General features: G+C 61.2%; 23 protein-coding genes. 5 read left to right on the top strand and 18 right to left on the bottom strand.

All coding sequences use genetic code 11. The annotated features are described in order from the left end of the window. Positions 1 to 33: 33 nt before the first annotated feature. A complete protein-coding gene (rlmE, locus tag OKC41_RS03965) occupies positions 34 to 663 on the bottom strand; it encodes a 23S rRNA (uridine(2552)-2'-O)-methyltransferase RlmE (RefSeq protein ID WP_010675375.1) in 630 nt (209 codons plus the stop codon). A gap of 97 nt (positions 664 to 760) precedes the next feature. Between rlmE and yhbY the strand changes: the two genes are divergently transcribed. Then, positions 761 to 1,057, top strand: coding sequence for a ribosome assembly RNA-binding protein YhbY (gene yhbY, locus OKC41_RS03960; RefSeq protein WP_041215674.1), 297 nt, complete (start codon positions 761 to 763; stop codon positions 1,055 to 1,057). Between the two features lie 105 nt (positions 1,058 to 1,162). After that, positions 1,163 to 1,756 carry a PilZ domain-containing protein gene (locus OKC41_RS03955; protein WP_201894369.1) on the top strand — a complete coding sequence of 198 codons (594 nt, stop codon included), beginning with the start codon at positions 1,163 to 1,165 and terminating at the stop codon, positions 1,754 to 1,756. Between the two features lie 47 nt (positions 1,757 to 1,803). Here OKC41_RS03955 and greA read toward each other — a convergent pair whose 3' ends face one another. The 3 genes from greA to pomA form a co-directional block, all read right to left on the bottom strand. Then, positions 1,804 to 2,280 (bottom strand): transcription elongation factor GreA, encoded by a 477-nt coding sequence (gene greA / locus OKC41_RS03950; RefSeq protein WP_010675378.1) that lies wholly within the window; start codon positions 2,278 to 2,280, stop codon positions 1,804 to 1,806. A gap of 145 nt (positions 2,281 to 2,425) precedes the next feature. Further along, complete coding sequence (locus tag OKC41_RS03945; protein ID WP_042878323.1) at positions 2,426 to 3,319, bottom strand: flagellar motor protein MotB; 894 nt, start codon at positions 3,317 to 3,319, stop codon at positions 2,426 to 2,428. A 10-nt stretch (positions 3,320 to 3,329) separates the two neighbouring features. Beyond that, positions 3,330 to 4,088 (bottom strand): flagellar motor protein PomA, encoded by a 759-nt coding sequence (gene pomA / locus OKC41_RS03940; RefSeq protein ID WP_029314770.1) that lies wholly within the window; start codon positions 4,086 to 4,088, stop codon positions 3,330 to 3,332. 234 nt (positions 4,089 to 4,322) lie between these two features. Here pomA and xseB point away from each other — a divergent pair, with 234 nt between their 5' ends. The 3 genes from xseB to dxs are packed head-to-tail and all read left to right on the top strand — an operon-like array spanning position 4,323 to position 7,352. Beyond that, a complete protein-coding gene (gene xseB, locus OKC41_RS03935; protein WP_010675381.1) occupies positions 4,323 to 4,574 on the top strand; it encodes an exodeoxyribonuclease VII small subunit in 252 nt (83 codons plus the stop codon). Beyond that, positions 4,575 to 5,465, top strand: a complete 891-nt coding sequence (gene ispA / locus OKC41_RS03930) for a (2E,6E)-farnesyl diphosphate synthase (protein WP_041215676.1) — start codon at positions 4,575 to 4,577, stop codon at positions 5,463 to 5,465. Positions 5,466 to 5,486: 21 nt separating this feature from the next. Beyond that, positions 5,487 to 7,352, top strand: a complete 1,866-nt coding sequence (dxs, locus tag OKC41_RS03925; protein ID WP_042014466.1) for a 1-deoxy-D-xylulose-5-phosphate synthase — start codon at positions 5,487 to 5,489, stop codon at positions 7,350 to 7,352. A gap of 221 nt (positions 7,353 to 7,573) precedes the next feature. Here dxs and OKC41_RS03920 read toward each other — a convergent pair whose 3' ends face one another. From OKC41_RS03920 to glyA, 14 genes are all read right to left on the bottom strand, one after another. Continuing rightward, entirely contained in the window at positions 7,574 to 8,515 is a 942-nt protein-coding gene (locus tag OKC41_RS03920; RefSeq protein WP_029314771.1) for an ABC transporter permease, read from the bottom strand. Between the two features lie 3 nt (positions 8,516 to 8,518). After that, positions 8,519 to 9,493, bottom strand: a complete 975-nt coding sequence (locus OKC41_RS03915; protein WP_039040297.1) for an ABC transporter permease — start codon at positions 9,491 to 9,493, stop codon at positions 8,519 to 8,521. A gap of 96 nt (positions 9,494 to 9,589) precedes the next feature. After that, positions 9,590 to 11,146 (bottom strand): ABC transporter substrate-binding protein, encoded by a 1,557-nt coding sequence (locus OKC41_RS03910; protein ID WP_010675386.1) that lies wholly within the window; start codon positions 11,144 to 11,146, stop codon positions 9,590 to 9,592. Positions 11,147 to 11,204: 58 nt separating this feature from the next. Next, positions 11,205 to 12,929: an ABC transporter ATP-binding protein gene (locus OKC41_RS03905; RefSeq protein WP_010675387.1), complete on the bottom strand. Its 1,725-nt coding sequence runs from the start codon at positions 12,927 to 12,929 to the stop codon at positions 11,205 to 11,207. Positions 12,930 to 13,575: 646 nt separating this feature from the next. Continuing rightward, positions 13,576 to 14,064 (bottom strand): phosphatidylglycerophosphatase A, encoded by a 489-nt coding sequence (locus OKC41_RS03900; protein ID WP_270671757.1) that lies wholly within the window; start codon positions 14,062 to 14,064, stop codon positions 13,576 to 13,578. Beyond that, entirely contained in the window at positions 14,061 to 15,020 is a 960-nt protein-coding gene (thiL, locus tag OKC41_RS03895) for a thiamine-phosphate kinase (RefSeq protein WP_039040298.1), read from the bottom strand. The genes OKC41_RS03900 and thiL overlap by 4 nt, the downstream gene beginning before the upstream one ends. 57 nt (positions 15,021 to 15,077) lie before the next feature. Further along, the gene (nusB, locus tag OKC41_RS03890) at positions 15,078 to 15,491 is read right to left on the bottom strand and encodes a transcription antitermination factor NusB (RefSeq protein WP_010675390.1); all 414 of its coding nucleotides are present in this window, start codon (positions 15,489 to 15,491) and stop codon (positions 15,078 to 15,080) included. A 14-nt stretch (positions 15,492 to 15,505) separates the two neighbouring features. Further along, the gene (gene ribE / locus OKC41_RS03885) at positions 15,506 to 15,976 is read right to left on the bottom strand and encodes a 6,7-dimethyl-8-ribityllumazine synthase (RefSeq protein WP_010675391.1); all 471 of its coding nucleotides are present in this window, start codon (positions 15,974 to 15,976) and stop codon (positions 15,506 to 15,508) included. A 133-nt stretch (positions 15,977 to 16,109) separates the two neighbouring features. After that, on the bottom strand, positions 16,110 to 17,219 hold the full coding sequence (ribBA, locus tag OKC41_RS03880) for a bifunctional 3,4-dihydroxy-2-butanone-4-phosphate synthase/GTP cyclohydrolase II (RefSeq protein ID WP_039040299.1): 1,110 nt from the start codon (positions 17,217 to 17,219) through the stop codon (positions 16,110 to 16,112). A 137-nt stretch (positions 17,220 to 17,356) separates the two neighbouring features. After that, a complete protein-coding gene (locus OKC41_RS03875) occupies positions 17,357 to 18,010 on the bottom strand; it encodes a riboflavin synthase (RefSeq protein ID WP_039040359.1) in 654 nt (217 codons plus the stop codon). 55 nt (positions 18,011 to 18,065) lie between these two features. Continuing rightward, entirely contained in the window at positions 18,066 to 19,175 is a 1,110-nt protein-coding gene (gene ribD / locus OKC41_RS03870; protein ID WP_201894370.1) for a bifunctional diaminohydroxyphosphoribosylaminopyrimidine deaminase/5-amino-6-(5-phosphoribosylamino)uracil reductase RibD, read from the bottom strand. A 277-nt stretch (positions 19,176 to 19,452) separates the two neighbouring features. Next, entirely contained in the window at positions 19,453 to 19,902 is a 450-nt protein-coding gene (nrdR, locus tag OKC41_RS03865) for a transcriptional regulator NrdR (RefSeq protein WP_010675395.1), read from the bottom strand. A 134-nt stretch (positions 19,903 to 20,036) separates the two neighbouring features. Beyond that, on the bottom strand, positions 20,037 to 20,471 hold the full coding sequence (locus OKC41_RS03860; RefSeq protein WP_180344902.1) for a hypothetical protein: 435 nt from the start codon (positions 20,469 to 20,471) through the stop codon (positions 20,037 to 20,039). A gap of 87 nt (positions 20,472 to 20,558) precedes the next feature. Then, entirely contained in the window at positions 20,559 to 21,812 is a 1,254-nt protein-coding gene (gene glyA / locus OKC41_RS03855) for a serine hydroxymethyltransferase (RefSeq protein ID WP_010675397.1), read from the bottom strand. Positions 21,813 to 21,879: the final 67 nt, after the last annotated feature.

Raw genomic sequence — 21,879 nt, 5'->3', positions numbered from 1 at the left:
GCAGACTGACAGTTAACGATGAGGGTTAGGGTACTACAGTTTAAAACCGGTAGCCACAATGTAGACTTCTCGTGAACGGGCACGGGACGAGTCTGGTTTTCGAATCTTGACGACAGAGAAAAGTCTACGTATTTCATTGAGATAGGCATCAAACCCCTCCCCCTGGAACACCTTGACTACAAAACTGCCATTACTGCTCAGGACCTGATTGCACATGTCCAGCGCCAGTTCCACCAGGTACATGGCACGGGCCTGATCCACCTGCTGGGTGCCGCTCATGTTGGGTGCCATGTCCGACATGACGACATCCACCTTGTCGGGGCCGACTCGCTCCAGCAAGGCGCCGAGTACAGTTTCCTCCCGAAAGTCCCCTTGCAGGAAATCGACACCGGCAATGGAATCCATCGGCAAAATATCGCACGCAATGACGCGCCCCTTGTCACCAACCTGGTCGATGGCAAATTGGGACCAGCCACCGGGAGCAGCCCCCAGGTCCACTACCGTCATCCCCGGCTTGAGCAGCCGGTCTTTGCCCTGGATCTCATCGATCTTGAAAACGGCGCGAGAGCGCAGTCCCAACTTCTGGGCTTTCTTGACGTATTGGTCGTCGAAATGTTCTTTTAACCAGCGGGTTGAACTGGGGGAACGTTTTTTCTGGGTCATGATTGTCGACTTTAAAAAACCACAAGGGTTATTAGTATTAAGGGCTAAGTGGGGGTAGAATACGCCCCTTTCAACCCTGACTTATGAAGAAATTGCCATGATTCTCAACAATAAACAGAAACAGTACCTCAAGGGCCTGGCCCACAGTCTGAAGCCGGTCGTCCTGCTGGGACAACACGGTCTGACCGAAGGGGTGCTGGCCGAGATCGATCTGGCCCTGAACCACCACGAGCTGATCAAGGTTAAGGTTGCGTCTGAAGATCGTGAGATGAAACAGCTGGTGATGGATGCCATCGTTCGCGAGACCGGCTCCATCAAGGTACAGAGCATGGGCCATGTACTGACCATCTACCGTCAGGCCAAAGAGCCCAAGATCCAGTTGCCGCGCAAGTAACAGGAAAGAGCATTCGCTCTTTCCTTCATTTCCCTTCTTCCCAAGTCGCTTGCCAAAATAGTGGTCAGGCCCTTAACCTGCGATGAATAGTCGCGGACACCCACTATGGACAAGCATCAGCTCCTCACCGATGAAGAACTGGCCATGCTGCGGGACCTGGGAAACGATGAAGACATTGCCACCAGCCAATACCTGCGCGGCACCCTGCCCCTTCCTCTCCAAAGCCTGTTGCAGCGAGCTAAGCCTCTGACACTCGAAGCCCGCATCGCCGGCTACCAATTGCGTTTCCCGCTCCACTGCACCCAGGCAGAGGAGGGCCACACCGAGCTGCGCATCGCCGCGCCGACCATTACCGAGCTGGGTTCGCCCCATCTGCGCGCCTGGCGACTCGACGAAAAGGCCGTGCTCTGCACCGAAGACGCGGAGTACGAGGTATACAGCCTCTCCCTTGGCGGTCTCATCGTGGCCGGTTTGCCGGACTCCTCTGCCAAGGGAGATCCACTTGGCGGATACCTTCGCATCGAGGGTCTCCCTCCCCTGGCCATGACAGGCACCCTCATCAGGCACGTGGATGCCAATCAACATCACCATGACTGGGCCGTCCAGTTCCGACTGGGCAAGGAGGATCAGGAACAGTTGCGGGACTGGCTCTTCCAGCGCCACCAGGACGCCTTCGTCCAGGCATATCAGGGTGACTAAAGACAACAGGGGAGCCCGGCTCCCCTGTCTCTTTCCCCGACGTTCAATCAGAGATAGGCAACTTCCAGGATCTCGTACTCCACATCGCCACCCGGCGTCTTGACGATGGCAACGTCATCCACTTCCTTGCCGATCAGGGCGCGGGCAATGGGGGAGTTCACGGAGATCATGTTCTGCTTGATGTCCGCCTCGTCGTCTCCCACGATGCGGTAGACCACTTCCTCTTCCGTTTCACTTTTGAGCAGGGTCACGGTTGCGCCGAAGATGACGCGGCCATTGTTGGCAATCTTGGTGACATCGATAATCTGGGCATTGGAGAGCTTGCCTTCGATTTCCTGAATGCGGCCTTCACAGAAACCCTGCTGCTCGCGGGCGGCATGGTATTCGGCATTTTCTTTCAGATCGCCATGTTCACGGGCATCAGCAATCGCTTCGATAATCTGGGGACGCAGCTCGGTCTTGAGATAATCGAGCTCTTGACGCAGCTTTTCAGCGCCGCGAACAGTCATCGGAGTATGATTCATAGTCGAAACCTGGGTTGCTTTATAAAGAGAAGCTGCGGCAATCAAAAGAGAGCCGCAGCTGTCGGTTCGGATGGGGCATCTTAATATGAAGCCGCCACAAAATCCATGTCAGCCCCTGCGAGCGGGATCCCGCTTTGGGCCAGCGTTACTTGGATTCCGAGACGCCAAGCGGAGCCGACACCGTCGGTTTGCCCTGCATGATGGCGATCTCGACACGTCGGTTCATGCGCCGATTCTCCGGGCTGTTGTTGGGCACCAGCGGCTGGGAATCCGCCATCCCTTGTACCACCAGACGATTGCCGTCAAAACCGGGCACCTTGATCATCTGGTGGGCCACCGCCACCGCCCGCTGGGATGAAAGCTCCCAGTTGGACTGGAACAACTCGTCCTCGGTGGCCACATTGTCGGTGTGGCCGGAGACGGTGATCTCCCCCGGCACATCCTTGAGCAGCGCAGCCACCTTGCGGATCACCGGCCAGAACTGGGGTTGCAGGAAGGCGGATCCCGCCGGGAACGCCGCTTTCTCGCGAATGCGAATGATGATCTGCTGACCCAGCGCCTCTATCTCGATGGCCCCATCCTGGATCTGGGCCTGCATCTGCTCCGCCAGTGCCTTGGCCAGGGTGTTGGACTGTTCCTGCGCCTTCTGGGCCTCCTGGGCGGTATCGCCGCCGCTCTGCTGACCTTCGGTCTTGTCATGTCCACCCGCCTTGTCCGCATCCCCTGGCTGGAAATCCAGCTCGGTCTGGGTCATGTCGATGGTCTGCTGCATGATGGTGTCAATAGGCGTCGGCTCGGGGCGACCAGGACGAAACTCCTGGGCGATGACCGAGGTTCCCTTGGGAATATCCTTGACCTCCAGGATGTTCTGCACCCCGAACGCCTTCTCCATGGAACCGGCGATCTGCTTGAACTTCTGCACATCCATCTCGGCAAAGGAGAGCAAGAGCACGAAGAAGCACATCAGCAGGGACATGAGATCCGCGAAGGTTCCCATGTAACCGGGCAATCCGGGAGGCGGGCACTTGCACTTTGCCATCTGCGCGCTCCTATTCGGTCCCGTTGTTGCGTTTGGACTGATTCAGGTAGTTCTGCAACATGGCCTGGATCACCCTCGGGTTCTGTCCATCCTGGATCCCCATGATGGCGTCGAGGATCAGGGTGCGGCTCAACTGTTCCTCGCCACTGCGCAGTTCCAGCTTGTCCGCGATGGGGATGGCAATCATGTTGGCCTCGATGGCGCCATACAGGGTCGTCAGCAAGGCCACCGCCATGGCCGGACCGATGGATTTGGGGTCGCTCATGTTGGCCAGCATGGCCACCAACCCCACCAGGGTACCGATCATGCCCATGGCCGGACCGAGATCCCCCAGGGAGCGGAACACCTTGATGGCCGTGGCGTGACGCTCGGACGTCAGTTCGATGTCCTTCTCCATCACCGCACGCACCACGTCGGCATCATGGCCGTCCACCAGCATGTCGATGCCCTTCTTCATGAAGGTATTGGGGATCTCCGCCGCCTCCAGAGCCAGAAAGCCCCCCTTGCGGGCCGCATCCGCCAGTTCCACCGCCTTGGTGATGAGATCGTCGAGCTTGTCCCCCTTGTACATGAAGGCCTTGCCCGCGACCTTGAAGGCCATCAGAAACTGACCGAGGTTGAACTTCATCATGCAGATGAACACGGACCCCAGTATGGTGATGTAGACCGATGGCATGTCCACATACATGCTCATGGGGCCGCCCAGCAACATGCCGTACACCACGACCCCGAACCCCAGCACTAAGCCTATCAGACTCCCTAAATCCACATCCCTACTCCTGTCGCCGAACGTGCCGTCTAATTATATTGCGTTGAATTTTCTGCTATTGCTTCCCCGGCAGCAAGCCCGGTACACCGCAATCGCCGATCGGCAATGCGTGGTTGCATGCCCGTTCTTATCGGCCATGGTCAGGATTGTTTGAGGACGCCGCGTTTTTCTGCCTCCCCCCTGTGGCCGGTCGATGTTAAGATGAGCCGTTTTTTTCAATCCCCGAGGATGGACATGGCCAGTAAAAAAATCGACCGTCTGAGTTTTGATGCCACCCTGGAAGAGCTGGAAACCATAGTGCATCAACTCGAACAGGGCTCGCTCCCCCTCGAGGAGGCACTCAAACAATTCGAACAGGGCATCCATCTGGTGCGCGCCGGCCAGCAGAAGCTGGAACAGGCCGAGCAGAAGATCCAGATCCTCCTGACCCAGGCCGATGGCAGCGAGCAAGCGGTCCCCTTTCGAGCAGAACAAGGAGAGGAGTGAGTGACCCTGGACGATTTCTCCCGCCTGCATCGGCGCCGCATCGACGATTGCCTCTCGGCACAGCTTGACGCCCTGCCCGCCATGGCGCCACGTTTGCGGGACGCGATGAAATACGGCCTGCTGCTCGGTGGAAAACGGGTGCGCCCCTTCCTGGTCTATGCCGTCGGCGAGATGCTGGGGGTCAAGAGCGAACTGCTGGATGGCCCCGCCGCCGCCGTGGAGTGCATTCACGCATACTCCCTCCTGCACGACGACTTGCCCGCCATGGACGACGACGACCTGCGTCGTGGTCAGCCCACCGTACACAAGGCCTTCGATGAAGGCACAGCCATCCTGGCGGGCGATGCCCTGCAGACCCTGGCGTTTTCCATTCTGGCCGACCACCCCATGCCCGATACATTGATGGCCAACCGGGTGCGGATGCTGAGTGCCCTGGCCCGCGCGTCCGGCTATCTCGGCATGTGCGGCGGTCAGGCACTGGATCTGGACGCCGAAGGGCGCCGGATCAGCCTCGCCGAGCTGGAGCAGGTGCACCGCCACAAGACCGGGGCCCTCATCGAGTGCGCCGTGACCCTCGGCGCCCTGTGCAAGGCTGACGTGGAACCCGCCACCCTCACCGCCCTGCAAACCTATGCCGCCGCCATCGGACTCGCCTTCCAGGTGCAGGACGACATCCTCGACATCACGGGCGATACCGCCACCCTGGGCAAGCCGCAAGGCTCGGATCTGGCGCTGGAAAAGAGTACCTATCCGGCCCTGCTCGGACTCGACAATGCCCGTGAGCTGGCTCGCGAACTGCATGACAAGGCCTTAACAGCCCTGCAATCCTTGCCCTACAATACCGACATTCTGGAAGCGTTTGCCGATTACATCATCGAGCGAACCCACTAAACGCTGGATAACAGTAACAATATGAGCGTTGATATTAGCGATTTCCCCAACCTGGCCCTCGCGGACACGCCGGTCGATTTGCGATCCCTCCCCTTCGAGCGGCTGCCCGTGGTGTGCAACGAGCTGCGCGAGTATCTGCTGCGCTCGGTGAGCCGCTCCAGCGGCCACTTCGCCTCCGGCCTTGGCACCGTCGAGCTGACGGTCGCCCTGCACTATGTCTACAACACCCCCTTCGATCGGCTGGTGTGGGACGTAGGCCACCAGGCCTATCCCCACAAGATCCTGACCGGACGACGGGAGCGCATTCACACCATTCGCCAGAAAGATGGCCTGCACCCCTTCCCCTGGCGGGAAGAGAGCGAGTACGACGTGCTCAGCGTGGGCCACTCCAGCACCTCCATCGGAGCGGCGCTCGGCATGGCGGTGGCGGCCGAGAGCGAAGGGCTTGGCCGCAAGGTGGTCGCGGTCATCGGTGATGGCGCCATCACCGCCGGCATGGCCTTCGAGGCCCTCAATCACGCCGGCGACGTCCACAAGGACATGCTGGTGGTGCTCAACGACAACGAGATGTCCATCTCCGAGAACGTGGGAGCCCTGAACAATCACCTCGCCAGGCTGATGTCCGGCAAGCTCTACACCACGATTCGCGAGGGGGGCAAGAAGGTGCTGGCGGGTCTGCCGCCGGTCAAGGAGCTCGCCAAGCGGGCCGAGGAGCACCTCAAGGGCATGGTGGTGCCCGGCACCCTGTTCGAGGAGTTCGGCTTCAACTACATCGGCCCCATCGACGGTCACGACATCCATGCCCTGGTCGAAACCCTGCGCAACATGCGCAACCTCAAGGGTCCCCAGCTGCTGCACGTCAAGACCAAGAAGGGCAAGGGCTACGAGCCGGCGGAAAAAGATCCCATCGGTTATCACGCCGTCCCCAAATTCAACCCGGATGACTGTGCCCTGCCCAAGAGCGCCGGTGGCAAACCCACCTTCTCCGCCATCTTCGGTCAGTGGCTGTGCGATATCGCCGCCAAGGACGAGCGCGTGGTCGGTATCACCCCCGCCATGCGCGAAGGCTCCGGTCTGGTGAAATTCAGCCAGCAATATCCGGATCGCTACTTCGATGTGGCCATCGCCGAGCAACATGCGGTCACCTTCGCCGCCGGTCTCGCCATCGCCGACCAGAAACCCGTGGTCGCCATCTATTCGAGCTTCCTGCAGCGGGCCTATGACCAGCTGATCCACGACGTGGCGCTGCAGAACCTGCCGGTGCTGTTCGCCATCGACCGGGCCGGTCTGGTGGGGGCCGACGGCCCGACCCATCAGGGGGCGTTCGACATCAGCTTCCTGCGCACCGTGCCCAACATGGTGGTGATGACCCCGTCCGACGAGAACGAGTGCCGTCAGATGCTCTACACCGGCTATCTGTGCAACGGGCCAGCGGCGGTGCGCTACCCTCGTGGCAGCGGCACCGGTATCCAGGCCGAGAGCGAGATGCAGGCCCTGCCCCTCGGCAAGGGACGTGTCGTTCGTGAGGGCAAGGGGACCGCCATCCTGGCGTTCGGCACCCTGCTGCAACAGGCCAGAGCAGCCGCAGAGGCGCTCGATGCCACCCTGGTGGACATGCGCTTCGTCAAACCCATGGACGAGGCGCTGGTGCTCTCTCTGGCCGCCTCCCACGATCAGTTCGTCACCCTCGAGGACAACGCCGTCATGGGCGGTGCAGGCTCTGCGGTGAACGAGCTGCTGATGGGCTGCAAGCAGTGCAAACCGGTGCTCAACCTCGGCCTGCCGGACCGCTTCATCGAGCAGGGCACCCAGGATGAGATCTACGCCCTGCTGGGGCTGGACAGCGTGGGCATTCAGACCCGCATCGAGAGCTGGCTGCAGGCCTGACAAGGGTTATCGCAAGCAACAAAAAAGGGCGCCTGATGGCGCCCTTTTTTGTTATTCACTGTGCCAGACCAACCCTGTTCAGATACTGTCGCGAGAAGGCCGTCAACAAGGTTACAAGCCGCTCAGGAACCGAGACATACATGAGCACTCCTTGATTCCACATAAGCGAGCAGCACATGAACCTTGATCACGGCCTCGCAGCCAGTTCGTGGAGAGGTTTATCAGCCCTTGTAGATCTTCGGGTTGAACACATCCCGCAGCCAGTCACCCAGCAGGTTGATCACCAGCACCAGCACCACCAGGCAGAGACCCGGGAAGGCGGTGATCCACCAGGAGCCAGAGAAGATGTAGTTGAAACCCACGCTGATGAGCGACCCCAGGGACGGTTGATCAACCGGCATCCCCAGACCCAGGAAGGAGAGGGCCGCCTCGCTCATGATGGCGTTCGCCACCTGCACGGTGGAGATGACCAGGATGGGGGACAGGCAGTTCGGCAGAATGTGGCGGAACATGATGCGCGGGGCGCGGAACCCCATCACCTGAGCCGCTTCCACATACTCCTTCTTCTTCTCCGCCAGCACGGAGGCGCGCACCGTCCGGGCATACTGGGGCCACTCGGCGATACCGATGATCACCACCAGCATCAGGATGGCGAACTTCGAGTAGAACTCGGAGCCAAAGGTCGCCTGGAAGATGGCGGAGATGATGATCGCCACCATCATGGTGGAGAACGACAGCTGCACATCGGCAAAGCGCATCAGCAGGTTGTCGATGCGACCACCAAAGTAACCGGCCATCAGACCGATGACGATACCGAGCACCAGCTGCAGCCCCACCGCGAACAGACCAATGGTCAGCGAGATGCGGGCGCCATAGAGGATGGTGCTCCAGATGTCGCGTCCCTGGTTGTCGGTCCCGAGCCAGAAGCGGGCCTCGCCCCCTTCCAGCCAGGAGGGGGGCAGCTCCGCATCCATCAGATCGAAGCTGGTCTGGTCATAGACGTTGTGCGGTGCGATCCAAGGTGCCAGCAGGGCCGCCAGCACGAAGACCACAAACACCGCAAAGCTGAACATGGCTACCTTGTCCCGCAGGAAGTAGTAGACGATGTCGGAATTTTTGAAGCGTGCCCAACGGCTTGGGCTTGCAGTTACAGCGTTAGTCATCTGTTACCCCTTGGCGGTCAGGTTGACGGTCGGGTTGATCAACCCGTAGAGCAGGTCGACCAGGGTATTGGTCACCACGAAAATGAGGCCGACGAAGATGACGTAGGCGGTGATCAGCGGCGTATCGACCCGGTGGATCGCCTCAAGGAAGAGGAAGCCGGTCCCCGGCCACTGGAACACACTTTCGGTCAGGATGGTGTAGGCCACCATGGTCCCGATCTGCACACCGCCCACCGTGATGACCGGCAGCATGGTGTTCTTCAGGGCGTGCTGGTAGTAGACCTTGTTGTTGTCCAGCCCCTTGGCACGGGCAAACTTGACGTACTCGGAGGAGAGCTGCTCCAGCATCTCCGAGCGCACCAGCCGGATGAACAGCGGCAGCATGATGGAGGAGAGGGAGACCGCAGGCAGCACCAGGTGCAGGATACCGTCCCAGGTGAAGAAGCCCGACTCCCAGCCCAGCAGGTTGTAGGTCTCGCCACGGCCATAGGCCGGCAGCCAGCCCAACTGGATGGAGAAGAGGTACATCAGCATGATGGCGGTCAGGAAGACCGGGATCGAGATGCCGATGCTGCTCACCGCCATGATGACCTTGGTGAGGATGCTGCGCGGTCTTATCGCCGAATAAACCCCCAGCGGAATGGAGACCACGACGATGATGAGCGCGGCGGCAAACACCAGCTCAAGGGTAGCCACCAGCTTGTCGAGGATAACCTCGAGGGCTGGTCGCTTGAAGAAATAGGAAGTGCCCAGATCCCCGTGTACCGCGTTCTTCAAGAAGCGGCTGTATTTCACGAGGAAGGGATCATTGAGTCCCATCTTGTCGCGCAGCTCCTGGCGCACGGACTCGGAGACGGATTGTCCCACCAGCTCGCGCAGCGGATCCCCCAGGTTGTCCTGGATGGAGAAGGCGACCAGGCTGATGACGAACATCACTATCACGGCCTGATAGAACCGTTTCAGCAGGAATGTAAACATGCTTGTCCTTCTACGTGGCCTGTGTCTTGGCACAGGCTTCTGTTAATGGCGGGGCAACCATGGGTGCCCCGCCGGGTCCTTCCTTAAACGCTTCGCTTACTTGTTGACCACCAGGTCACCCAGATAAGGGAAGTTCATCACGTTGACCACCGGCTTGATGTCGACGTTCTTCTTGGCGCCATAGGCCAGGTCTTCCCAGTGCAGCGGCACATAGGCGGCGTCGTCGATCAGCATGGCTTCCACCTTCTGCAGGATGGCGGCACGCTTGGCAGGATCGGTCTCGGTGTTGGCTTCCATCACCATCTTGTCAGCTTCCGCGTTGGCATAACCGCCGCAGTTGTACTGACCCATGCCGGTCTTGGCATCCTTGGTGAAGGTCAGGAACTCGAAGAAGTTCGCACTGTCTTCGGTGTCGGAGTGCCAGCCTATCAGCTGCATGTCAGCGGCGCACTTGTCAAACTCCGGCCAGTACTGGGCCACCGGCATGGTCTTCAGATCCACCTTGATGTTGATCTTGGACAGCATGGCGGAGACGGCCTGGGCAATCTTGACGTCGTTGACGTAGCGGGCAGCCGGGGAGATGAAGCTCATCTTGAAGCCCTTCTCGTAACCGGCTTCCTTCATCAGCTCCTTGGCCTTGGCCAGATCATACTGGGGCTTGAGCGCCTCGTTGTAGCCTGCGTAGCCTTTCGGGCTCAGCTGGCCGGCCGGGGTACCGAAGCCCTTGTTGATCTTGTCGACGATGCCCACCTGGTTGATGGCGTAGTTGATCGCCTGGCGCACGCGCTTGTCTTTCAGCGCCGGGTTGGTGTTCTGGTTCAGCTCGATGATGATGGCACGGGTACCGGACAGGGTGACCAGCTGGGAATCCTTGCCGTTCTTCACGCGCTCCAGATCGTTCGGGGCAACCGGGTAGATCATGTCCACGTCGCCGCCCAGCAGGGCTGCAACACGGGTGGCGTCTTCCTTGATCGGTACCACGGTCAGGTTTTCGACGTTGCCCTTGGAGGCCTTGTCCCAGTAGTTGGCGTTGCGCACGTATTCCAGCTTCACGCCCTGCTCGCGGAACTTGACGCTGAACGGACCGGTACCGGAGACATTGGTAGAGGCGAAGGAGTCACCGTTCTTCACGATCTCGGCCTTGTCCTTGCCCGCCTCTGTCTTGCCGCTATAGAACTTGGAGTCCATCGGGAAGATGTAGGTGACGGTCTGCAGCACCAGCGGGAACGGCTTGGCGGTGACGAGATCCACGGTGAAATCATCCACCTTCTTGGCTTCGGCGATGGGGTCGAAGATCGCCTTGAAGTCCGGGGAGGCCTTCAGACGGTTGACGGTCCATACCACGTCATCGGCGGTGAAGTCGTTGCCGGAGTGGAACTTCACACCCTTGCGCAGGTGGAAACGGACGGTCTTGTCGTCGATGCGCTCATACTTCTCGGCCAGACGCGGCTCGAACTGCAGATCCTGGGTGTAACGCATCAGGGGGTCGAACACCAGGTGAGACATCTCCAGGGTCTGACCGGAGAGCTGCTCCTGCGGGTCCAGCGAGGTGGCGTCGGACGCGACGGCGACCTTGATGTCGGCAGCAGAAACGTTGAACGCGAGACCAGCGGCGAACAGCGCCATGGCGATCTTGGATAATCCTTTCTTCATGTCTTTCTCCATGCTTTTGGCTTTTTATTGACAGACAAACCGGCGAACCGGTGCTTTCCTAGCTTGCGATTTCCAGCCCCTCGCGGGACATTCCCTTGAATTCCGGCATGAGGGAGATCAGCTTGCGGCTGTACTCATGCTCGGCATTGGTGAACAGTTTCTCGGTCTCGGCCACTTCCACCAGATGACCGTGCTGCATCACACCGATGCGGTCGCACATCTGGCGGATGACCGGCAGATCGTGACTGATGAACAGCATGGTGAGCCCAAGCTCCTGTTGCAAGTCTTTGAGCAGGTTGAGGATCTGGGCCTGCACCGAGACATCCAGCGCCGAGGTGGGCTCGTCGCAGATGAGGAAGCGCGGGCGGGTCGCCAGGGCGCGGGCAATGGAGATGCGCTGGCGCTGACCACCGGAGAACTCGTGGGGATACTTGACCCCGGCGCCGCGGCCCAGGCCCACGTGATCCAGCAGGTCCCCGACGATCTGCTCTATCTGCCGCTCGCTCTCGGCGAGGCGGTGGAAGCGGATCGGCTCGGCGATGATGTCACGCACCTTCATGCGCGGGTTCATCGAAGAGTACGGGTTCTGGAACACCATCTGCATCTGGCGGCGCAGGGGGCGACGCTCGTGCTCCCCTTTCAGGGCGGTGAGATCGATACCCTCGAAGACAATCTTGCCGGTATCGGGCGGATAGAGCCCGGTGATGGCACGGGCGATGGTGGATTTGCCGGAGCCCGACTCCCCCACCAGACCGAAGGTCTCACCCTCGAAGATCTCGAAGCTGATGTTGTTGCAGGCCCGCACGTACTGGCGGCGGCTCGGGAAGATGGAATCCTTGGTGACGAACTTCAGATCCACGTTCTCCACCCGCAGCAGCGCGCCTTCATAGGTGCGCTCGTCCTGACTCTGGCCGAGCCAGTGGGTTTTGAGATCGATGCTGGTATCCGCCGCACCGGCATCCTCGATATAGGAGACCAGGGGGAAGCGCACCAGCTTCACATCCGAGCGGGGAACCGCCGAGATGAGGCTGCGGGTATAGGGGTGATTGGGGCGGCCCAGTACCTGTTCCGTGGTGCCGAACTCCACCAGATCGCCGCGGTACATCACCGCCACCTTGTCGGTGACGTTGGAGACCACCCCCATGTCATGGGTCACCAGCATGCAGCCTACCTGGCGCTCTTTGCACAGGTTGCGGATGAGCTGGAGGATCTGATCCTGGATGGAGACGTCCAGCGCCGTGGTCGGCTCATCGGCGATGATGAGCTCGGGATCCCCGGAGAGGGCGATGGCGATCACCACCCGCTGGCGCATGCCACCGGAGAACTGGTGAGGATACTGCTTGATGCGCACGTCCGGGTTCGGGATCCCCACCGCCCCCATCAGCTCGAGGGCCTTGGCAAAGGCCGCCTCGCGGGACAGGTCGGTGTTGGCGAGGATGGTCTCCACCAGCTGCTGCTCCACGGTGAACAGCGGGTTGAGGGAGGTCATGGGATCCTGGAAGATGAAACCGATGCGCGAGCCGCGAATGGCCCGCATCTCGTTCTGGCTCTTCCCGGAGATGAGCTCGCCGTTGAGGTAGATGTCACCACGGGCGATGCGACCGGGCGGGCTCAACAGATCGATGACGGCGTTGCCGATAGTGGATTTGCCAGCGCCGGACTCACCGACGACGCCGACGATCTCGCCCTTTTCAACAGAAAAAGAGAGATCCTTGACCGCGGCAAGCACCCCGTAGCGGGAGGGGTACTCGATCCGCAAGTTTTTGACTTCAAGCAAGGACATGGTTACCTCTGCGGGGGACATCCGTCCCAAATAATTCGTCCGTAAATCAGCCGCAGATGCTGGTTGTGCCTTGGTACTGCTCGAGAGCCGTTGTTGTGTAATTAACGCTCAATCCATGAGGCAGCCAAACCAGCGATCCGGGCGGGTTTTTTGCATTTTTTTGGAATAACCCGCGAGTAAGTTAGTCGGTTTGCCCGCGGGTGTAAATGATCCAGTTATACAATTTCGCAATACTTTGCCCAGAGAATGCCGGCACCCTGGGGTTAAAATGTCGATAAAAGTCACATTACCAGAGATTACGCTGGCAATGCGAGACCATCAACCAATTATGTTTCAACAAAATAGCAACAAACCATCTTATTCACTATCAGCATTATGCTGACCAGCCTCGAATGAGTAGTGAATATTTATGTGAAATGATTTTTTGACGGCAGCATATCCGGAGTAAGGAAAAATAGGCAGAGCTAAATAGGGACAATGCAGAAGGATCAACCTGGGCCACAGGCCCGCCGGCACGGCAAGCCGGGAGGGATTGCATACAAAAAAACGCAGGCCCCTCAGGGCCTGCGTGTGCGGTGTGTCCGACCTCTTTGCAAGAGGAGAGGAGTGAAAAAACAGCGAGAGGGCGTTCGGGAGCCGCCTCCCCTCACCAGTGGGCAAGCAGTTGCATGCAGGCCAGGGCGAACAGGCCGGCGATGAGATCGTCCAGCATGATGCCAAGCCCGCCGTGAATGCGGCGATCGAACCAGGAGATGGGCCAGGGCTTGAGCACGTCGAACAGGCGAAACAGCACGAAGCCCGCCAGCACCCACTCCCAGCCAGCCGGGGCCGCAATCATGGTGACCCCGAATCCGATGACCTCGTCCCAGACGATAGCCCCGTGATCCGGCATCCCGATGGCGTCGGTGGCGCTCTGGCAGATGCGGATGCCCGCCACGAAACCCACCACCAGCAGGGTGATGAACCAAGAGGTCGGCAGCCCGCTCACCAAGAGATAGAGCGGGATGGCTGCCAGGGTCCCCATGGTGCCCGGCGCCTTGGGGGAGAGGCCGGAGCCAAACCCCACCGCCAGAAAGTGGAGCGGGTTTTTAAGGTTCAGCCGCGTCAGTTCGGGCTTTATCTTGAAAGACATCATGCGAAGTGATCCCAGCCCTTGAGGTGCAGTTCGACGGGTTGTTCGTCCTGCAGGTAGTCGATGCCAGGCTCCCCGGCCAGGATGCGACCGATGCGGGTGAACTTCACGCCACAATTGGCCAGTGCCGTGTCCAGGGCACCGTGATGCTCCTGGGGCACGGTGAAGCAGAGCTCGTAGTCGTCGCCCCCGGCCAGGGCCAGTTGCCAGGCATCCATGGCCGGCACCGCATCCTGCAACACGGGGGAGAGGGGCAGCAGGTTGAGATCGATCTGGGCCCGCACGCCGGACGCCTTGAGGATGTGGCCGAGATCGGAGGCCAGGCCGTCGGAGAGATCCAGGGCGCTGCTGGCCAGCCCGCGCAGGGCCTGACCGGCCAGGATGCGGGGATGAGGATGGTCGAGGCGTGGCAGCACGGCCGCCAGCTGGTTCTCGTTGAGGGTGCGCTTGCCCAGCAGGTGGGAGAGCGCCAGGGCGGCATCTCCCAGGGTACCGGTCACGTAGACCCCGTCACCGGCCTTGGCGCCGCTGCGCATCAGGGCGCGACCTGCCGGGACCGATCCTTTCACCGAGACGGTGATGGAGAGGGGCCCGCGGGTCATGTCTCCCCCCACCAGCGCCACGTTGTAGTACTCGGCGAGCTCGAGGAACCCTTCGGCGAAACCGGCGACCCAGCGCTCGTTGATGGCGGGCAGGGTCAGGGCCAGGGAGACCCAGCGCGGCTCGGCCCCCATGGCGGCCAGATCGGAGAGATTGACCGCCAGCGCCTTGTAGCCGAGATCCACCGGATCCATGTCGGGGAAGAAGTGCACGCCGCTCACCAGGGTGTCCGTGCTCACCGCCAACTGGGCGTCGGGGGGCAGGGTCAGCAGGGCACAGTCATCTCCAGGGCCCATCACCACGTCCTTGCGGGCGTGGGGGACCTTGAAGTACTTCTCAATCAGCTCAAATTCACCCATACAGTAAAAAGCCAGCAATAAGCTGGCTCCTCTCTTAATTGCTGACGGACAGCAGGATCAGCGCTTGGGCAGCGTCTTGATCACCTTGTCCAGGACGCCGTTGACAAACTTGTGGCTGTCATCGGCGGCGAAAGCTTTGGCCAGCTCGATCGCTTCGTTGATCACCACGCGCGGCGGCACATCTTCACGACGGGTCAGCTCGTAGGTCGCCAGACGCAGGATCGCCTTGTCCACCATGTCCACTTCTTCCAGCGGACGGGAGAGGAAAGGCGCGAACACCTTGTCCAGCTCGTTGCAGTGGACCGCAACCCCGAACAGCAGATCGCGGAAATAGTTCAGGTCCACACCCTTGGTGTCCTGATCGATCTTGAACTGCTCTTCGATGTCGCCCACGTTGGCCTGGGTCATCTGCCACTGGTAGATGGCCTGAGTGGCACAATGGCGGGCCTTACGGCGCTCGGACGGTTTCAATGCATTTCTCCTCGTTACACGTCCAGTTGTTTCAGGACGTTGATCATTTCGAGCGCGCTCAGTGCAGCCTCTGCACCCTTGTTACCCGCCTTGGTACCGGCGCGTTCGATGGCTTGTTCAATGTTTTCGGTGGTCAGCACGCCGAAGGCAACGGGAATGTCGTATTCCATCATTACCTGGGCCAGACCCTTGCCGTTCTCGCTCGCTACCAGTTCGAAGTGGTAGGTACCGCCGCGGATGACGGTGCCGAGTGCGACGATGGCGTCGTATTGACCGCTCTTGGCCAGCTTCTTGGCCGCCAGGGGAATTTCGACGGCCCCCGGTACGCGCACCAGGGTCAGATTGCTCTCCTGGACCTGACCTTGACGCTTCAGCACGTCCAGCGCGCCGTTCACCAGGCTGTCATTGATGAAGCTGTTGAAACGGGCAACGACAATAGCAACACGCGCCTCGGGAGCGGCGATATTTCCTTCGATAATCTTCATTGGAAATCCTGTCTCTGTGCAATCAATTAGGGGCCGGGCTCAAAAGTGCACGCATTCTAGCACAACAGAGCCGCGACAAAAAACCATGGCCGCAACGGGCGGCCATGGTGATGAATTCAACCGTACGCAGCGCTTACTCGCCGACGTACTCCACCACTTCCAGACCAAAGCCACCGAGGGCATGGTACTTCTTGGGAGAGCTCAACAGGCGCATCTTGCCGACCCCCAGCGCCTTGAGGATCTGGGAACCGACGCCGACCCGGCGCGAGGTGCCCTGCCACTTGGCCCCTTCCGGCGCCAGCCCCTTGTCGGCGGCTTCAAAACCCTTGACCCTGGCCAGCAGCTCGGCGCCATGGGCTTCCGCCCCCAGGATCACCAGCACCCCGCCCTCGTCGGCGATGCGGGCCATGGATTTGGGCAGCGGCCAGCTGCGGGCGCTGTGGCGGTCGGTGAGCAGCAGATCGCTCAGCACGTCGTGCAGGTGCACCCGTACCAGGGTCGGCTGGTCGGCCTTCACGTCCCCTTTCTTCAGGGCGAAGTGCACCTGGTTGTCGATGGTGTCGCGGAAGGTGACGAGGTCGAACTCGCCGTATTCGGTGGGCAACTTGCACTCGGCCACCTTCTCTACCGTGGTCTCGTGCTGGTTGCGGTATTCGATAAGGTCGGCAATGGTGCCGAGCTTGATGCCGTGCTGCTCGGCGAAGATCTCGAGATCCGGGCGCCGGGCCATGGTGCCGTCTTCGTTGAGGATCTCGACGATGACGGAGGCTGGCTCGAAGCCGGCCAGCCGGGCCAGATCGCAGCCCGCTTCGGTGTGGCCGGCGCGGGTCAGCACACCGCCATCCTGCGCCATCAGCGGGAAGATGTGGCCGGGCTGCACCAGATCGGCGGCCTTGGCATGGGGCGCCACCGCAGCCTGCACGGTGACGGCGCGGTCGGCGGCGGAGATGCCGGTGGTCACCCCCTCCGCCGCCTCGATGGAGACAGTGAAGGCGGTGGAGAACTGGGCATTGTTGCGATCAACCATCAGCGGCAGCGCCAGCTGCTTGCAGCGATCCCGGGTCAGGGTCAGGCAGATGAGGCCACGACCGTAGCGCGCCATGAAGTTGATGTCTTCCGGGCGGACACAGGAGGCGGCCATGATCAGGTCCCCTTCGTTCTCCCTGTCTTCGTCATCCATCAGGATCACCATCTTGCCAGCCTTGATATCGGCAATGATTTCCTGGGTCGTGCTCAGCGCCATGGGCTACTCCATCAACATGCTTGGGGATTGAGCCAGTCGGCTCGACTTGATACTGCGTATTGTGCTCTAGATGGGGGCACGCGGCCCCGTTTCAATCCGCGCGGGATCACAGAACCGCGTTTTCCCGTCAAAACGGCTCACAAGAATCCGGACTGGGCCAGCTTTTCCAGGGTCAGGGTAGAGGCACTGCTCTCCTCGCGCTTGCCCGTCATCAGCCGCTCCAGATAGCGGGCTATCTGGTCCACCTCGAGGTTGACCCGGTAGCCGGGTTTCCAGCGGGCGATGGTGGTCTCCTGGGCGGTGTGGGGCACGATGGTCAGCCGGAAGAGATCCCCCTGAACCGCATTGACGGTGAGGCTGATGCCATCCACTGCAATGGAGCCCTTCTCGGCGATGTAGCGGGAGAGCTCCCCCGGCGCCTTGATCCAGTATTCGATGGCGCGGCCGCTGGACGATTTGCTCTTCACCTCGCCGATGCCGTCCACGTGGCCGGAGACCAGGTGGCCGCCGAGGCGGGAAGTGGGCATCAACGCCTTCTCGAGGTTGACCGGATCCCCCACCTTGGCGGCAGAAAAACCGGTGCGGGAGAGGGTTTCCAGGGAGACGTCGGCGGTATAGCTGTGATCCCCGAGCGCCACCACGGTGAGGCAGACGCCGTTGGTGGCGATGGAGTCGCCCAGCTTGACGTCACTGAAGTCCAGGGTCGGTGCGTGCACGGTGAGGGCCATGTCCTCCCCCTGGCGACGCAGCTCGGCCAGGGTTCCCACCGCTTCGATAATTCCGGTAAACATGCAGATCACCTTGCTGATGACGGGGGCGACGGATGCCCCCGTGAACATTGAAAAATCAGGCTATTTTCGCAGTGATGCGAATATCCTGGCCAAGCATGCGCACATCCTTGAGGTTGAGTTTGGGGGCCTGGAACAGCCGGGTCAGCCCCGGCAGATGGAACAGGCCACGTCCCTCATCCCCCATCAGTTTGGGCGCCTGATAGAGCACCAGCTCGTCCACCAGCCCCTTCTCCAGCAGGGCACCGCACAGCCGTGGCCCCGCCTCCACCAGTACCGAGTTGACGTTCTGTTTGGCCAGCAGCATGAAGAGGCTGACCAGATCCAGCTTGCCATCCAGCAGCGGCACCTCCAGCTGCTGCACCCAGGCGGGCCACTCACCGGATGCCTTGTGGCGGGCCAGCAGTACCGGGCTCTCGCTCTGGAACAGGGGCAGATCCGGGGTGAGCCGGTTTTGCGAATCCACGATGACCCGCAGCGGCTGGCGCAGGGTCTCTTTGGGATAGACCGCCTTGACCGAGGGGGGCAGCTCGTCCCAGCGCACGGTGAGGGAGGCGCCATCCGCCAGCACGGTTTCGGCGCTGGAGAGCACCGCATCGTGACGTGCCCGCAGCCGCTGCACGTCCCGGCGCGCCTCCGAAGAGGTGATCCACTGGCTCTCACCGCTCGCCATGGCGGTGCGACCATCCAGGCTCGCCCCCAGCTTGACCGTCACCAGCGGAAACGCGGTGCGCATCCGCTTGAAGAAACCGGGGTTGAGGGCCTCGGCTTCTGCGGCCAGCAGGCCGAAATCGGTCTTGATCCCCGCCTCGGAGAGCATCCGCAGGCCACGCCCGCCCACCTGGGGATTGGGATCCACCATGGCGGCGACCACCCGGGTCACCCCGGCCTTGATGAGCGCCTCTGCGCAGGGGGGCGTGCGACCATGATGGGAGCAGGGCTCCAGGGTCACATAGGCGGTGGCACCGCGGGCCTCTTCCCCTGCCGCGTGCAGAGCATAGACCTCGGCATGGGGCTCACCGGCCCGCTTGTGCCAGCCCTCCCCCACCACCACGCCGGCCTTCACCAGCACGGCGCCGACGCAGGGGTTGGGAGCCGTGGTGTAACGGCCGCGCCGGGCCAGTTCGAGGGCCCGGCTCATCCATTGGTAATCGTCTTGACTAAACATCCGGGCTCCTGTGTCCAGCAACCTGTCCCCCGTGGCACGGCCATCCGATGGGACAAGAAAATAGGGTGTACGCGCTTGCCGCACGCCTTCTCGGGCAGATCGGCCATGGCATCTGACGCCATGGCGACGGGCACACACATCGCAGGATGCGGCCGCACGCCCTCATACTTTTTCACCAGTGCAACGATGCGCTATCTAGATGTCTCACTGGTGTAACAACTGGCGCTGCCGCAACGGCAGCCCCTCTCTTATTCACATAGGGAGCGACAGGCCGGCGTTACTTCTCCAGCTTGGCGATCTCTTCCCCGAATTCGCGAATGTCTTCAAAGCTGCGGTAGACGGAGGCAAAGCGGATGTAGGCCACCTTGTCCAGGCTCTTGAGCTCATCCATCACCAGATTGCCCACCAATTGGGAGGCCACCTCCCGCTCGCCGGTGGCCCGCAGGCGGGACTTGATGTGGTTGACTGCCTTCTCGATGGCCTCCATGCTCACCGGCCGCTTCTCCAGCGCCCGCAGAATGCCGGCCCGCAGTTTGTCTTCGTTGAAGGGCTCGCGGGAGCCGTTGGACTTGATGACGCGGGGCATGACCAGTTCGGCCATTTCGAAGGTGGTAAAACGCTCGTGACAGAGCAGGCATTCGCGACGGCGGCGCACCTGATGGCCCTCGGCCACCAGACGGGAATCGATCACCTTGGTATCAACGGCACTACAGAAAGGGCAATGCATCTGACCTCCGGCGTGGATGAAAATGGGCGCGGGCCCCGGGGGCTGGCGCTAGGCCGGCCAGTGTAACACGGCCATCCAGAACCGGTAAAAGCCCATGAAAACAAGGGACAACCAGCCAGACCTTCGGACAGGACTCAGTCGTCATAGGGCAACGCCTCGGGGTCGCAATCCTGGTAATCGGGGGCAGGATCCGCCGCGAACCGGCGAGCAGCCACATGGCTGTGGCCCAGCATCAGCGCCTTGCCTACCCGGTGCATGCCATCCATCACCCGACCGGCGCTGTCGAGCAGGATGGGATAGGCGAGATCCGCCGCCATCATGAGCTGGCAGTGCGCCACCACGCTGCGCACCGTGGGCGTGGCGTCGCCATGGCCGTACCAGTGGTCGCGGTCAAGCTCGGCAATCTCGCCGAGTGCCACCGCCTGCACCGGCAGGTTGCGGCTCAGCCGGATCAAGCGGCGCACATCCCAGGCCAGCAGCCCCTGTTCGCTGGCGCGAAAGTGGTACTGGGCGCGAACCGTCTGCCGCAGTGACGCCTCCAGCGCGTCCTCTTCCATGTCATCGCACATGGTCACCTCTGTCTCATCTTGCCAGGCGCTGCAAAAAACAATGCCACCCGAGGGTGGCATTGGTCTTCAACCTGAAGGTCAGGCTGATTATGCGTAGACCGGGAAGCGGCGGCAGATGTCCAGCACCTTCTCGCGCACGGTCGCCAGCACTTCTTCGTTGTCGTGGCTGTCCAGCACGTCGCAGATCCAGTTGGCCAACTGGATGGACTCGGCTTCCTTGAAGCCGCGGCGGGTGATGGCCGGGGTGCCGATACGCACGCCGGAGGTCACGAACGGGGAACGCGGGTCGTTCGGTACGGAGTTCTTGTTGACGGTGATGTTGGCCTTGCCGAGGGCTGCGTCGGCATCTTTGCCGGTCAGCTCGCGACCGATCAGGTCAACCAGCATCAGATGGTTGTCGGTGCCGCCGGAGACGATCTTGTAGCCGCGCTCGATAAAGGTCGCCGCCATGGCCTTGGCGTTCTTCACGACCTGGGCCTGGTAGGTCTTGAACTCGGGCTCCAGCGCTTCCTTGAAGGCCACGGCCTTGCCGGCGATGACGTGCATCAGCGGGCCGCCCTGACCACCCGGGAAGACGGCGGAGTTCAGCTTCTTGTACAGATCTTCGTCGTCCGCGGCGGAGAGGATCAGACCACCGCGCGGACCGGCCAGGGTCTTGTGGGTGGTGGAGGTGACCACGTGAGCGTGGGGCACCGGGTTCGGGTAGACGCCAGCGGCAATCAGACCGGCTACGTGGGCCATGTCCACGAACAGGTAAGCACCGATCTTGTCGGCGATTTCGCGCATGCGGGCCCAGTCGACGATGCCGGAGTAGGCGGAGAAGCCGCCGATCATCATCTTCGGCTTGTGCTCAACGGCCAGGCGCTCCATCTCGTCGTAGTCGATCTTGCCGGACTCGTCGATGCCGTAGGGGATGATGTTGTACAGCTTGCCGGAGAAGTTGACGGGGGAGCCGTGGGTCAAGTGACCGCCGTGGGCCAGGTTCATGCCGAGCACGGTGTCACCCGGTTGCAGCAGGGCCATGTAGACGGCGCTGTTGGCCTGGGAGCCGGAGTGTGGCTGCACGTTGGCGTAGGTGGCACCGAACAGCTCTTTGGCGCGCTCGATGGCCAGGGTTTCAACCACATCCACATACTCGCAACCGCCGTAGTAACGCTTGGCCGGGTAGCCTTCGGCGTACTTGTTGGTCAACTGGGAGCCCTGAGCTTCCATGACGCGGGGGCTGGTGTAGTTCTCGGACGCAATCAGCTCGATGTGCTCTTCCTGACGACGGGTCTCGTCTGTGATGGCCTGCCACAGCTCTGGATCATAGCCGGCGATGGTCATGTCACGTTTCAACATCCGTTTATCTCCTGAAAATCGTTTGCGCGATAGGTGAAGTGGGCCCGCGCATTGTAACGTGAGCTGG

It is taken from the genome of Aeromonas sp. QDB17 (assembly GCF_027705305.1).
Lineage (GTDB): Bacteria > Pseudomonadota > Gammaproteobacteria > Enterobacterales > Aeromonadaceae > Aeromonas > Aeromonas caviae.
The sequence above is the reverse complement of the archived record's forward strand: the minus strand, read 5'-3'. Positions and strand labels throughout refer to the sequence as shown.

Bases quoted from the DNA above. Each gene is read 5' to 3' on its own strand.
- rlmE (WP_010675375.1), bottom strand. From the start codon at position 663: ATGACCCAGAAAAAACGTTCCCCCAGTTCAACCCGCTGGTTAAAAGAA.
- yhbY (WP_041215674.1), top strand. From the start codon at position 761: ATGATTCTCAACAATAAACAGAAACAGTACCTCAAGGGCCTGGCCCAC.
- OKC41_RS03955 (WP_201894369.1), top strand. From the start codon at position 1,163: ATGGACAAGCATCAGCTCCTCACCGATGAAGAACTGGCCATGCTGCGG.
- greA (WP_010675378.1), bottom strand. From the start codon at position 2,280: ATGAATCATACTCCGATGACTGTTCGCGGCGCTGAAAAGCTGCGTCAA.
- OKC41_RS03945 (WP_042878323.1), bottom strand. From the start codon at position 3,319: ATGGCAAAGTGCAAGTGCCCGCCTCCCGGATTGCCCGGTTACATGGGA.
- xseB (WP_010675381.1), top strand. From the start codon at position 4,323: ATGGCCAGTAAAAAAATCGACCGTCTGAGTTTTGATGCCACCCTGGAA.
- dxs (WP_042014466.1), top strand. From the start codon at position 5,487: ATGAGCGTTGATATTAGCGATTTCCCCAACCTGGCCCTCGCGGACACG.
- OKC41_RS03920 (WP_029314771.1), bottom strand. From the start codon at position 8,515: ATGACTAACGCTGTAACTGCAAGCCCAAGCCGTTGGGCACGCTTCAAA.
- OKC41_RS03915 (WP_039040297.1), bottom strand. From the start codon at position 9,493: ATGTTTACATTCCTGCTGAAACGGTTCTATCAGGCCGTGATAGTGATG.
- OKC41_RS03910 (WP_010675386.1), bottom strand. From the start codon at position 11,146: ATGAAGAAAGGATTATCCAAGATCGCCATGGCGCTGTTCGCCGCTGGT.
- OKC41_RS03905 (WP_010675387.1), bottom strand. From the start codon at position 12,929: ATGTCCTTGCTTGAAGTCAAAAACTTGCGGATCGAGTACCCCTCCCGC.
- OKC41_RS03900 (WP_270671757.1), bottom strand. From the start codon at position 14,064: ATGATGTCTTTCAAGATAAAGCCCGAACTGACGCGGCTGAACCTTAAA.
- thiL (WP_039040298.1), bottom strand. From the start codon at position 15,020: ATGGGTGAATTTGAGCTGATTGAGAAGTACTTCAAGGTCCCCCACGCC.
- ribE (WP_010675391.1), bottom strand. From the start codon at position 15,976: ATGAAGATTATCGAAGGAAATATCGCCGCTCCCGAGGCGCGTGTTGCT.
- ribBA (WP_039040299.1), bottom strand. From the start codon at position 17,219: ATGGCGCTGAGCACGACCCAGGAAATCATTGCCGATATCAAGGCTGGC.
- OKC41_RS03875 (WP_039040359.1), bottom strand. From the start codon at position 18,010: ATGTTTACCGGAATTATCGAAGCGGTGGGAACCCTGGCCGAGCTGCGT.
- ribD (WP_201894370.1), bottom strand. From the start codon at position 19,175: ATGTTTAGTCAAGACGATTACCAATGGATGAGCCGGGCCCTCGAACTG.
- nrdR (WP_010675395.1), bottom strand. From the start codon at position 19,902: ATGCATTGCCCTTTCTGTAGTGCCGTTGATACCAAGGTGATCGATTCC.
- OKC41_RS03860 (WP_180344902.1), bottom strand. From the start codon at position 20,471: ATGTGCGATGACATGGAAGAGGACGCGCTGGAGGCGTCACTGCGGCAG.
- glyA (WP_010675397.1), bottom strand. From the start codon at position 21,812: ATGTTGAAACGTGACATGACCATCGCCGGCTATGATCCAGAGCTGTGG.